The 13,441-nt window shown below is 30.7% G+C and carries 13 protein-coding genes; all 13 read right to left on the reverse strand.

What is annotated here, in order from left to right:
- Position 1: 1 nt before the first annotated feature.
- The 13 genes from COC46_RS09370 to COC46_RS09425 all read right to left on the reverse strand — a co-directional run bounded on the left by COC46_RS09370 (position 2) and on the right by COC46_RS09425 (position 13,310).
- Positions 2 to 601: a sugar transferase gene (locus tag COC46_RS09370; protein WP_098809448.1), complete on the reverse strand. Its 600-nt coding sequence runs from the start codon at positions 599 to 601 to the stop codon at positions 2 to 4.
- Positions 602 to 625: 24 nt separating this feature from the next.
- Positions 626 to 787 carry a YwzD family small protein gene (locus COC46_RS22155; protein ID WP_176545109.1) on the reverse strand — a complete coding sequence of 54 codons (162 nt, stop codon included), beginning with the start codon at positions 785 to 787 and terminating at the stop codon, positions 626 to 628.
- 166 nt (positions 788 to 953) lie between these two features.
- Positions 954 to 1,958, reverse strand: a complete 1,005-nt coding sequence (locus COC46_RS09375) for a glycosyltransferase family 2 protein (protein ID WP_098809449.1) — start codon at positions 1,956 to 1,958, stop codon at positions 954 to 956.
- A 36-nt stretch (positions 1,959 to 1,994) separates the two neighbouring features.
- Positions 1,995 to 3,017 (reverse strand): glycosyltransferase family 2 protein, encoded by a 1,023-nt coding sequence (locus COC46_RS09380; RefSeq protein ID WP_098809450.1) that lies wholly within the window; start codon positions 3,015 to 3,017, stop codon positions 1,995 to 1,997.
- Positions 3,010 to 4,122 (reverse strand): glycosyltransferase, encoded by a 1,113-nt coding sequence (locus tag COC46_RS09385; protein ID WP_098809451.1) that lies wholly within the window; start codon positions 4,120 to 4,122, stop codon positions 3,010 to 3,012. Before COC46_RS09385 ends, COC46_RS09380 begins: the two co-directional genes overlap by 8 nt.
- A 12-nt stretch (positions 4,123 to 4,134) precedes the next feature.
- A complete protein-coding gene (locus tag COC46_RS09390) occupies positions 4,135 to 5,139 on the reverse strand; it encodes a glycosyltransferase family 2 protein (protein WP_098809452.1) in 1,005 nt (334 codons plus the stop codon).
- Positions 5,136 to 6,155 carry a glycosyltransferase family 2 protein gene (locus tag COC46_RS09395; protein WP_098809453.1) on the reverse strand — a complete coding sequence of 340 codons (1,020 nt, stop codon included), beginning with the start codon at positions 6,153 to 6,155 and terminating at the stop codon, positions 5,136 to 5,138. The genes COC46_RS09390 and COC46_RS09395 overlap by 4 nt, the downstream gene beginning before the upstream one ends.
- On the reverse strand, positions 6,109 to 7,353 hold the full coding sequence (locus COC46_RS09400) for an O-antigen ligase family protein (protein WP_098809454.1): 1,245 nt from the start codon (positions 7,351 to 7,353) through the stop codon (positions 6,109 to 6,111). The genes COC46_RS09395 and COC46_RS09400 overlap by 47 nt, the downstream gene beginning before the upstream one ends.
- A gap of 28 nt (positions 7,354 to 7,381) precedes the next feature.
- On the reverse strand, positions 7,382 to 8,491 hold the full coding sequence (locus COC46_RS09405) for a glycosyltransferase family 4 protein (protein ID WP_369700041.1): 1,110 nt from the start codon (positions 8,489 to 8,491) through the stop codon (positions 7,382 to 7,384).
- 10 nt (positions 8,492 to 8,501) lie between these two features.
- Positions 8,502 to 10,325, reverse strand: coding sequence for a polysaccharide biosynthesis protein (locus COC46_RS09410; protein WP_098809456.1), 1,824 nt, complete (start codon positions 10,323 to 10,325; stop codon positions 8,502 to 8,504).
- Positions 10,326 to 10,754: 429 nt separating this feature from the next.
- A complete protein-coding gene (locus tag COC46_RS09415) occupies positions 10,755 to 11,414 on the reverse strand; it encodes a CpsD/CapB family tyrosine-protein kinase (RefSeq protein WP_098809457.1) in 660 nt (219 codons plus the stop codon).
- On the reverse strand, positions 11,377 to 12,099 hold the full coding sequence (locus COC46_RS09420) for a YveK family protein (RefSeq protein ID WP_176545110.1): 723 nt from the start codon (positions 12,097 to 12,099) through the stop codon (positions 11,377 to 11,379). The genes COC46_RS09415 and COC46_RS09420 overlap by 38 nt, the downstream gene beginning before the upstream one ends.
- 692 nt (positions 12,100 to 12,791) lie before the next feature.
- Positions 12,792 to 13,310 (reverse strand): signal peptidase I, encoded by a 519-nt coding sequence (locus COC46_RS09425; protein WP_218012454.1) that lies wholly within the window; start codon positions 13,308 to 13,310, stop codon positions 12,792 to 12,794.
- Positions 13,311 to 13,441 lie beyond the last annotated feature (131 nt).

The following is a 13,441-nucleotide window of genomic DNA, read 5'->3' on the forward strand; positions in this document are numbered from 1 at the left end:
GCTACATCACTTCATTTGAACCTTTAAATTTTTCCATCGTTACATGCCCTTGCTGACTAATACCTTCCCTTTTTATAACTTTTAAAAAAGTTAAGAAGAGAATTTTCAAATCTAGCATTGTATTATGATTTTCGACATACCAAATATCCAATTTAAACTTCTCCTCCCAAGTAATTTCATTTCTACCATTCACTTGAGCCCATCCAGTTATCCCTGGCTTAACATTATGTCTTGACATTTGATCTTTCGTATAAAGAGATAAATACTCCATTAAGAAGGGCCTTGGCCCTACTAGACTCATTTCCCCTTTTAAAATGTTTAGTAACTGTGGAAATTCATCTAAACTATATTTTCTTATAAATTTTCCGAGGACGGATAATCTTTTTTCATCTGAGAGTAAATTACCTTGTTCATCATATAAATTACTCATTGTACGAAATTTATAAAGAGAAAATGGCTTACCAAATAGGCCAGGCCTCTGTTGAGTAAACAATATAGGGGAGCCCATTTTTAATCTTATTACGATGGCCACTACTATTAAAATTGGAAATAATAAGATTAATAGCGTTAGAGAAATAATTAAATCGATTACTCTTTTCATGTTCCCATCTCCTATAATGAATAATTATTTTTTATCCTCGGAATTCGTAGCACACACCGTAAGAATACTCTGTTTAATTTCGTTTACTGCATCCTTTGTTTCTAGATCATTTAATTCATTACCTTTTTTAAAAATAGTCTCCATAATTTCAAATAGTTGCTCCTGTGTCAGATTAATTGAAATCAAATATACCCCTCACTTACAAACTTACTAAAACAAGACACTTTTTAGACTTGTCTTCTTGCCAATTCCTAGAGTCTTTTTCTAAGTTACTTTTTAAATATCGCCAAATAAAAAAAGTCCGCTCCATAAAATTGGTACCGGAAATCTAAAGTTTCTATAAAGTTAAATTTTATTCAAAAAATATGTTTTTTAATTTAAACACTAAATAAAATATAAAACTCTGTTTATACCTTAAACAAAAAATAACGAAATTATTGAAGGTAGAAAAGTCTAGAGAGCCAGTAAAAAGTGCCCTTGTTTCATTACTAGCCATACATTTCTTAATTTCTTTTAGCTTCTTAAATAGGCTCCTCTTATACCCCCGCCTAGTTGCCTCATACATAGCTCGAATTAATCCTGTAGCAAATTCTGTGTGAATTTTATTTATATACTCAACCTCTTTAATACTATATCTACTTAAGAGCCTTAAAGATTCTCTATAAACAGTTAATGCAATATCGAGTTTGTTATAAAAAACCCTCGTTGAAATACTATTTTCGTGTCTAACATAATAATACAAAGGTGTTTTTATGCTAAGGCCTTTCCTGGCAGCATCTATATACGCCATATTAAATAAATAATCTTCTGCTATACAAAACTCCTCATTAAACAAAATATTATTTTTTTTAATAATCTCTGCTTTGTATAGTTTATTAACAGGTGAAGCTAATAAATCCGATTTAAGCCAAACTTCTTTTAAAAAATTCTTTTTACTTTCTTCATCATCAAAATAACACTCAGCAATATTAAGAATTTGAATTACTTCACCCTTTTTTTCAAACATAGGAAATACCACGATATCTGCACCAAATCTCTCTACTTCTAAGTTAACGATTTTAAAAGTATCTTGTTCAATATAATCATCGGCATCAATAAACATAATATATTCTCCAGATGCCTCTTGAATTCCAAAATTTCTAGCACAACTGGGTCCCGAGTTCTTTTTGTGATAGACTTTTATTCTTTTATCTTTATTTGAATAGTGGTCACATATATTTTTTGATCCATCTGTTGAGCCATCATTAATGAGCAATACTTCAAAATCAATCATTGTTTGTGCTAAGACTGAATCTAAGCAAGTACTTAAATATTTTTCAACATTATACACTGGGATTATTACCGAAATAAGTGCCATTTAAAATTTACCCTCCAATTTTATTTTTTGCTCGACTTATAAAGGTAATGGCTTTTTGTAGAATCTGTTATGACAGTATAAAAATAACAAGAGTATCGATTCACACTTCATTTTTGAAAGCAATAATACTAGTCGTTGGAGAGAACTATAGTAGTAATTGTTTTTAGCCACAGCCTTAAACTCGGGGCGATTAATAAATTTTTTAGTATCTTTAACTCTTTTCATAAAATCACCTATACTTTTTATTCCCATGCTATTTTGATAGATGATAAAACTAAATTCCATAAGGTAGTATGAATTTAGTTCTCTTAACGTAACTGAATCCAGTTTATCCCCTAAAAATTCTTTCAACTTTTGATATAACAAAATTTGGGTACACTCTTTTTCTTTATAAAACGTTGTTGTTAAACTTCCCGACCTTTGATAGTAAATGTATAGTGGCTTTTCATATATAAAAACTCTCTTGCATTTCGAAATATATTCAATATTGAACAAAGCATCTTCTCCAACTGATATATCATGATTAAACTTAATGTTATGCCTACTAATAACTGATTTTCTATACAACTTATTAACCGGCGAATAAGCTAGACCTAATTTAAGAAGCTGAACAAAATCATTTTGAATTTCATTTTCTATTGAGAGCTTTGTTGGATGGAAATTAATAGTCTCATGTTTAACAGGATTTCTTCTCTTTAATCCACATATAACTACTTCTGCGTTCTCACTTATCATGCAATTCAATAATTGTTCAACCATATTAGCCTCTATCAAATCATCACTATCGACAAACTGTATATAATCGCCCTTTGCAAGAGAAAGCCCAAGATTCCTTGCATTTCCTGGTCCGCTGTTTTGGATATGATGTACTTGGATTCTACTATCAATTTTTGAGAAAGCTTCACATATCGAAGCGCTTTTATCAGTTGATCCATCATTGACTAATATTACTTCAATATTTTCATAGGTCTGATTTAAGACACTCTTTATCGTTTCATTTAAAAATTTTTCGGCATTAAAAATAGGAATTATTAAGCTAACTACGGGTATATTAGGCATTTTCAAATAACACCTCAATTTTAGTAATCATGGCGTACAAACTAAAATCTTTACTTCGTTCCAATCCTTTTTTTGCATAGGTCTCCTTTAATGTTAGTTTTTTTCGAATAAACTGACTAAGTCCGTCATAAATGCCATCTTGACTATTCTCTACTAATATTCCAAACTCAGAATCTCCAATTATTTCTGTAACTCCACCACATTTTGTCGAGATAACTGGGAGCTCTAAAGCCATTGATTCAATTACAGAAATACATAATGCTTCACTTCTTGATGCTAAAATAAATGCATCACTTCCACTTATGTATTTAAACGGATTACGTTTAGCACCAAGAAGTGTAATAAAATTATTTAAGTTATTTTCATTAATCATTTCTTGAAGCTCTTTTTTTAATTTTCCATCACCAACAATATAAATGTGGAAGTTTAACGTCTTTTCTTTAACTAGCTTTTCAACAGCAAAAATTAAACGATCAATCCCTTTTTCATAATTCAGCCTAGAAATAGTTGAAAATATAATTTTCTCGGAAGAATAATTTATATCTTTCTGTTCATTTGATAATAAGCGTACTTTATCTAAATCTACGCCATTATGGATTACACTAAATATGTTTAAGTCCCCGATCACTTCTTTAAAGCCTTCAACACATTTTTCTGAGACAAATACTATGCGATTAAACTTTGAATAACAATCTAATTGTCTCTTCTTCGTTCTATGACTCTCAAGTCCATAATTTTGAAACGTCATATCTCCGTGTATCCAAGCAATTTTTAATGAATTTTTATTAGGTGAAGCGGCTACTATTTTTTCCGGCATACCAGTTTTAAAGGAGATTTCGATATCATATTCTTCTTTAATATTGTCTTTATAAATTTTTTCAGGATTCATATACTTAATAACTCTGTAAATTCCTTTATATTGTTTTTTAAACCAGATAATTCTATTTACACCATTATGTATTTGGTTACTCAGTTCACCTCCATCAAATAGTGCAAAAATAGTAATTTCATATTTACTTTTTGGTAAATTATTTATGATATCTACTAATACTTTTTCAGCTCCTCCTAATACCATCCTATCTACTACGAATAATACTTTTTTCATAAAGGGTCGCTCCTATAACAACTTTAAAGATCTTTGTTGAACAAAATTTTTAACGATAGTAGTTTTAAATAGCATCCTCATAAATGGGTAACCTCCATAGCTAAACGGAGCTAGTATTCTAAATGTAGTTGGTACGCCGGAGCCCTTCATAAAGAAGAAGCTATTTTTTCTAATCTCTTTTGTTAGACTTGATCCAAGTTCAATAAACTCGCAGTTTTCATATAAAGACTCGGACTTTAACATATCCAACAATGAGTTCATTTTAGATAAATTTATACGCCACAATATTTTCTGACTAAGTTCTGGGAAATCTGTATCAATATAGGCCTTAAACTCACTAAAAGCCAGTATACAATCTAATTTTCTTACGTTATATTTTGACCTTAAAATACTTCCTTCTCTTTGAATATAGTAATAGCCTATTTTATTGGAATATACTATACGATTCGCTTGAGCAAATAACTTATAGGTTGTAAAAATATCTTCATATAACCTACCTTCTGGATATCGAACTCCCTGAAATAGGGTAGATTTATATAGTTTATTAACTGCATAGTGTTTAATATATTTCTCCTCAATTAATGCGTCCAAAGCTTCAACTTTATTTAGAACGACTGAGTGATCTATTAAACTATCGTGTTCAGTGTAATCGTTATAAACCTTTAAGACGCCACACATTGCAATCTCACACTTATGTTTTTGCATTTCTTCTAAAAGACCTTCGTACATATCAGCTGCAATATTATCATCACCATCAACAAAACCTATATAATCCCCAGTAGCTCGATCCAGCCCAGCGTTCCTAGCAGAACTAAGTCCTCCATTTGATTTATTTACAATTACGATTCTTTTGTCAGTCTTTGAGATATTTTGAATAACCTCGAGTGTATAATCTGTAGAGCCATCATTTACTACTATAATTTCAAGCTGTTTATATGTTTGTTCGGTAACAGATTTTAGACATTTTTCAATATAATTCTCAACATTATACGCCGCAACTATAATACTTATCTTCATCTTACCGCTCGCTTTGAATGAAAAATTTTTGCCGATAATAAAATAAACATACTATTTTTTGTTCTAAGTATTCGTTTTATTAGATTTGTAACAAAATCCTTATTCTTGTTTATGATCATTACTTCTCTTATTTCATTTCTATTAATAATCTCATTAACTCTTTCAAGCTTTTCGCTATAAGAAAGATCGCAGCTAGATTTGTAAAAGTCCATAAAATAACCCATGATATCCCTAATCAACATTTGGTCTATCACGGGTTTATTTTCGGTATATAACTCCCAATAAGATAATAATTCCTTTATATCATTGATCATGTTATACCTTAGATCAAATCGATTTATTCTAAATCGAGAAACAAGTCCTTCACCTTTTATTACACAATAGTTTATTAAAGCTTTATTTATAACCTTAACATGTTTAATGTCCCTAATTACGGATAAATTAAATTTTAAATCCTCCCCAATATTTAAAGTAGGATCAAATAGAATCTTATTTACCTTTAAATAACTAGTTAGATAAACCTTATTCCACGGGGCATTAATCATTTCATTCTTTATTAACGAAATGACAAAGCTCCTAAATTGCTTTTCATTTGGGAATTGTGTCGTTTCTTTATTTGGAATTCTACTTACGGAAATCTTATGATCTGATTCAACATTATAACCAAATATGATTAATTGAGTCTCTTCACTAATATCTCCTAAAGCTTCACTTAAGGCATTTTCAATATAGTAATCATCAGCATCTAAAAATGTTGTATACCTTCCGCTTGCATGATTAATTCCATAGTTTCTTGCATTGCTAACTCCCGAGTTCGGAATATCAAAAACTTTAATATGAGGAACATCCTTTGCGATTTCATTCATAATTTGTAAACTTTTATCCATCGATCCATCATTTATAAGAATTAATTCAAAATCCTGGAAGGTTTGATTTAAGACACTATTGATTGCTCGGCCAATAGTTTTCTCAGCGTTGTATACCGGTACTATTATCGTTAATAATGGTGGCTTCATTACTTTTATCTCCTTTACTCTTTAAACTGAGAAAATAAAACAAAATAAAATAAAACCATAAAACTGTTCTTCGTAAATCATTTATACCAAGACCGTATGCAATTAGAGAAACAACGGCACATAAAATATAAACATTTACGGATGCCATTTTAGTTAATTTTCTTACTAAAATGATATAAGCAATCCCTCCCATAATACCTCCTTGTGTTAATATTTGGAGAAAAGTATTATGCGCTTCATAACCAAAAAACACCTCTTGTCCGCTAAATGAGCCCGGCCCTAAACCAAATATAGGGGAGTGCTTCCAAGCTTTTATAGCGTTGCTCCATATGATTAGCCTATTCTCACCATTTGTATCTCCCTTAAAGAAGTCATTAATAAACGATAATATGTTTTCGTAATTGAGGATTATCATTAAACTAACGAAACAAAAGAATACGATAATAATACTTTTTGATCGACCTAGCCCTTTTAAAATCTCTAAAACCTTCAACACGCAGAATAATATAGTTGTTATAACCCAAGAAGACTCTAACGTAGAAGACGTTGTAGCCATTCCAATTTTTATACATAATACGGTGCCAAGTAGCGCTACAATTTTAAAAAGTAGATTACGCTCTTTGCCCATAATATAAAGTCCAACAAAGGGTAATGGAGCAACAAAATAAGCAAACTGGTGATAGTCATTTGCAAATGGAGAAAAAATACCAGAGCCTGCATATGTTAATGGAAAACCAAATAAGCTATAAATTCCTTTTAGATAAATAAAGTACAAAGCTCCAACTACAATAATTCCTCCGAAATAGATAAAACGGAGTAGCTTATATAAATTGAAATAACTACTTTTCTTAAAAGCTAATTCAAACGTAAAACATAGAAATAAGATTACCGTATAAGACATAAGATCAAACTTAATAAATTGTGGATTAATTGCTAAGAAAGTATTTACTGCATAGCCAATTATGATGACACCAATATAATAAAACCAAAAAATTGTAAACAAATGCTTCTCGGCCGATAAATAAATGTCTCGTTGACTAATTAATTGTGTTATGCAAAAAACTAGTAAAATCGCCTCTCCGATTCCAAACAGACCGATTCTTAAAGTAGTAAAGCCAAAAAATAGGATCATAATTAAAATAAAAATATGTTGTAAATTAAAAGTAATATCTCTTTGTAGCGTAATATTATTTTTCATAAGAACACCTGTAATATCGTATTTTTTATTACCCGTATACTTCTATAAGGTCTTCAATCACATGTTCTACATCATAATCTAAAATAAATTCATAAGCGTTAGAACCCATGTTGTTTAGTAAATCTCTTTTATTAAATAAAACTTCAATTTTTTTAGCAGTTTCTTCGGCATCATTTACGTTAACTAAAAATCCATTAACAGAATCAATTACTAAGTCTTTTACTCCCCTAATATTCGTCCCAATGACTGGCTTTTTACAGGCCATTAATTCCATAATATTTCTAGGTAGTCCTTCCCTAAATGAAGTAAGAATTCCGACATCGCACGCTAAAATCAACTCATTAATATCATTTCGAAAACCTAGTAGTTGAATATTTTCTTTTAGACCCCTTTCAATAATGTCTTTCTCTAAATTAAGGAGTAACGGGCCATCACCGGCACAAATCAATTTGATATCAATTTCTTTATTTTTAAGAATCTCTATCGCATTAATCACTTGTTTATGATTTTTATTTTGATTAATTTCGGCAATCATAAGAACAACAAAATCATCTTTATCTAAATTTAGTCTACTTCTAATCTCATTCTTTTCTACTAAACTAGGGTTATAAATATCTAGTTCAAGACCCACCCCATTTAATTTGTATGTTTCTTTCACTTTAAATTTTTGAGCTCTTTCGTAATCTTCTGAGTTCATTGTGATCATTTTGTCAGTGAAATTAACCATAAATCTTTCGATTGGATAATAAATACCCCAATTAACAATTGGGGCTCCTTTATAAAAATGAAATCCATGAACAGTGTAAATTGTTTTCAGCTTAGGGAACTTTACTTTTAGGAGCCTACCATATAAGGCAGCTATAGGAGTATGTACATGAACAATATCATAATCAAACTCTTCCTGAATTTTAATAAGCTTCATTAAAGCCTTTATATTGATAGGATGCAATGGATTTCTTTTAAATGGTATATCGAAAATCCTAACTCCCTCATTCTTAAGTGTACGATTGATTTCCATATCGATTGAGCATGCACAATCGACCGTATTTCCCGCTTTAATCAGCTTTTTAATATGTGGAACTAAAAATGCATTAATCGTTCTACTCAAAGTTGTAATATATAGGATTTTAATAATGATCCCCCGCTATCTAAGAAATTGGAACTAATTCCTTTGGCTCCATTCGATTATTCGCAATTTCTAACAACTTATCTCTTAGAGGTTTTTTATCATAGGTAGAATAAGTTAACATGATTTCGTTAATTTCTTCGATCAATAAATTCGATGTTTTACCGATATAAATTTTTGGATGAACTTGCTTTTCGTAGATTTCCTCTTCATTTAATAATTCTTCAAAAAGCTTTTCTCCAGGTCGGATTCCTGAAAATTCTATTCCAATTTCATCAACAGTATTTCCAGATAACTTAATTAAATTTTTAGCGAGATCCACAATTTTTACTGGTTCCCCCATATCGAGAACAAAAATCTCTCCTCCTTCAGCTAATGCACCAGCTTGGATCACCAGCCTTGATGCTTCTGGAATCGTCATAAAATATCTAACCATATCAGGATGTGTAACAGTAACAGGGCCTCCCTTCTCAATTTGTTTTTTGAAAAGCGGGATGACACTTCCACGGCTCCCTAATACATTACCAAAACGTACCGCAACAAATTTTGTCGTACTGTTTTTATTCATATTTTGAATCATCATTTCCGCCAGTCTTTTCGTTGCCCCCATTACACTTGTTGGATTTACAGCCTTATCAGTCGAAATCATAACAAAGGTTTCTACTCCAAATAAGTTGGCTGCATTCGCAACATTTACTGTCCCAATAATATTATTTTTAACCGCCTCCTCTGGATTACGCTCCATTAAAGGCACATGCTTATGAGCAGCAGTATGATAAACCACATTCGGTCGATATTTCTCCATAACTGATTTCATTTTTACTTCATCTTGTAAATCCGCAATTTCCGTAACAAAATCAATTTGGCCCGTTCCAAAATACTCCTTCAATTCCATTTCAATATTATAAATACTGTTTTCACCATGTCCTAACAGTACTAGCATTTTAGGATTGAATCTTGAAACTTGGCGACAAATTTCAGATCCAATTGAACCACCAGCTCCAGTTACTAACACAACATTATTTGTAATTGAACTTGAAATTTTTTCAATGTCTAAAAGAATTGCTTCTCTTCCTAACAGATCATCAACCTTTACTTCACGGAATTGATTAACAGATACTTTTCCTGTAACAAGGTCTTCTAACATAGGAAGAATTTGTGTCTTTGCTTTTGTTTTTGTACATTCCTTAAAAATCTTATTTAATTCTTTTCTACGAAGGGAAGGAATTGCGATGACTATATTGTCTATGTTCAATTCTTTTACAAAAAATTCAATTTTACTAACCCCACCTACTACTGGAATTCCTAAAATATGGAGATTTTGTTTTTTTAAATTATCATCTATAAATGCAACAGGATGTAATTCTGAATCCGAATTTTTTAATAATTGTTTAGCGACCATTGTACCGGCAGCTCCAGCACCAATTATTAACGTACGTTTTTTATTTTCAGCTTTCTTATATGATAAGTCGCGATAAACTCTCCAAAATAAACGTGCTCCGCCAATTAATACAATATGTAAAAACCATGTTACAAATAAAAGACGAAAATACGTATCTTTCATCAAAAGCTCTTGAACTACTGCAGTACAAACAATTGAATATGTAATCGATTTTGTAATGATTATTAGTTCTCCTATACTCGCGTACTCCCATGCCTTCTTATATAGCTTGAATATAAAGGAAAAGAAATGATGGCTTAACAACAATGTAATCGAACTGATAACGATTGGAATTGTCATAACATTGATCGTCGCATTCACTAAAAAGCGACTAAAAAAAACAGTTGTCAAAACAATAAAAGAATCTACAAAAATAATAAAAGAAATTCTCTGCCTATAAGTCATAAAACCCTTCCCTTCTATTTTGTCAGCTATAAAAAATTTATGTGTATAATACAGTTTTTGTAAAAAAGAAGGTTGAGTTTGTTATAAAACTATTCTCTTTTTATATGACTCATTTCACTGTAATAGTCTAGTAGATATTCAACTCAAAACTTACTTTTAGTAACGATCAACACTAAACATAATCATAGCTCCAAATTAAATTCCTTAACTATGCTGTCTTTTAAAGAAAACATCATAGCTAAAGAATTTAAAAAAGTTAGGCATCTAACCTGTCCTCACATCACACTTCCGACGACTGGCGTCTAAGGTTTTTCAACCCACAGCATGACCGAGTGCCTTCATTGATAAAGGTTAGAAGACATCACCGTACGTTCATTATAATGAACACCAAGCTATATGAAACTGAAAATTAATCGTTTAAATACCTTTTTATTTTTTTTCATTTATAATAACACCTAGTATTTTTATACTGTTTAATAATTTTCTTTGAGCAAATACGATCTCCTTATTCTTTGTTTTACCCCACTGGGCTACTAGTATTAACCCATCACAATTACTAGCTATAATTTTTGCATCTGCAAATTCAAGTGCAGGTGGGCTATCAATTAGTACTACATCATACTCCCCTGTAACCTTATTTATTAAATTCTTCATTGTAGGTAACTCTAATAAATCAGCTGGGCTATACGGTACTGGGCCACCTGGTAATAACTTCAACCCACTAATCTCTGTTTCTATAACGATATCCTCGAGAACTGTTTTGCCTAAAAGAACACTACTTAATCCAACATAATTACTCGCATTAAATGTGGTATGTAATGTTGGCCTCCTAAGATTTGCATCAATTAAAAGAACTTTTTTTCCTGAATGTGCTAATGAAATTGCAAAGTTTGCAATAGTAGTCGACTTTCCTTCTCCCTGATTTGGAGAAGTGATGATTAATGCCTGATGTTCTTGTATATTAATAGACGAAAGAAAATTCGTACGAACTGTCCGATATTCCTCTGATATCTTACTATTTTTATAGGTTGCCGTTACTATATTTAAAGGTTTAGTTGAGTGAGATAACCTTTTGTTCACTATTCCCATACGTTTCTCCCCTTTCTTCAAGTCTTAACATTTCATTCTTTTCAAGTATTGTATTTTTTTTATTGAACTTTGAAATTGACCCAAATACTGGTATACCTAATAATAATTCAGTGTTTTCCTCAGATTTTACAGTATCGTCTAAAAAATCTAATAAAAATATAAATCCGATACCTACAATAATTCCTACGACAAAGCCAAGTAGGGCTTTCTTCAAATAATCATTGTTTGTAGGTTGCTCATTAACTTGAGCATAAGAATAAATTTTTGTATCTTTAAATCCTAGAATATTTGGTATTTGACTCATGAATACTTTAGCCGTTGAATCCGCAATTTCTTTCGCTATACGAGGATTTGTATCAATAACTTTTATTTCTACAAGTTGCGAACCTGCTACATTTTCAGGAGTTATGCTATTACTTAACTCTTCTGGAGATATATTTAAATTTAGTTCCTTAACAACGTTTTCTAATAAAGTTGGTTCTTTAATCATAACTAAAAGAGTATTCATCATTTCTGGTGTAGTTGCATTTACGATTAATTTAGAGGATGTTTCATATTGTGTCTTTGTAAAATAAAAACTATAGATTCCACATAATGCAGAAAACAAGATCGAAACGACAGCTATTAACCAGACACGTTTTTTCATAAGCTCAAAAATCCTTTTTACACTTAACTCATTTTCCAAGTTTTCCACCTCTTCTAATATTTCCGTTCTTATTAAAGAACTACACAGGAAAAATTTACCATAAAATAAATAAATTAGTGCATTATTCATATGTAAATATTATATGTAAACATGATAATTCTTTATAACGAACAAGTCAATCACCCCCTCATTATTATTTTTGAAATTTTAAAAAAATTACGAAATATATAAAATTATTTAATTTTTATCCATTCATCTACCAATTAAATATATTAAAAAGTACTTAGTTTAATTCCATTTTTCTTAATCGAAACCTTCTTAATAAATTAAAAATTTCTAACAAAATTTTATTTAAGAGGAAGCTGATTCTCGGGTAAAGAATATATTTCTGGAAACCATTGATATTAGGGAAGATTGGATCAACAAAAGCTGAAAAAGTACTAATGTATAGGACTATTTATTTTGTTAGAAAAATATTTAGTTTATACTAATATCACCCATTAGTTCTATTAAGCTTTGTTCATCTTTTCTATAGGAATAGCATACATTTCTTGGAAGTTTGTTGAAGTACCTTGTATGCAAATAGGTAGAGGATTAGCTGATCGAAGAAGTTCATTTTCAATCTCATCAAATTTTGACAAAAAATCAGTAAACCAGTGATTAGAAAACAGCAAATTAATACTAACTAGTAGAATAAAAAGAGTAAACGCCACCTCTAAATGAAACGGTTTTTACTCTTTTTTATTAATCAGTTTTAACCCGTGTGATACTAGAATTAGCCCTAGTATAGTTAATAGTAAAAATAGACTAAAACTCTTATGAACCTCTTTATAAATATATCCTACTACTGGAAGCTTAACACCGCTATATACCGAAACAATACTCTTTCTCTCTATGATCCATGGGTCTTGAACCATGTTTGCATCACCTTTTGTTCGATATACTAATTGTCCATTTTCATTAATAACCTCATTTATTCGGTGCGTCACAAGAATATCTTCATTGTATGGCATTTTGAAAGTAATAATATCACCTAGGCTCAGTTTCGTTTCTCGTGTAATATTTTTTACAATTATTATTGATCCAGTTGGAAGTGTCGGTTCCATTGAGCCAGATACCACATAGTAAACTTGATGGCCAAAAAATGTTGGAGGTTTTCCGTCTAACTTACTTTGCAATATTTTATAACTTAAAATTAGCAGTATGATAACTAAAAGAATATTTATAAACCTACCAAATACTCTCATCATCCTTCTTCTTTCTGCTAAAACTAGCATTCTTAATGCAGCGAAATCTTGATTACCGCCTGTCCTAATATCCTATGCTATGACGACTAACTTGTTCATATTATGGCAAAATAGACAGCTAATATAAACAAAAA

Source organism: Bacillus sp. AFS041924, assembly GCF_002577195.1.
GTDB lineage: Bacteria > Bacillota > Bacilli > Bacillales > Bacillaceae_G > Gottfriedia.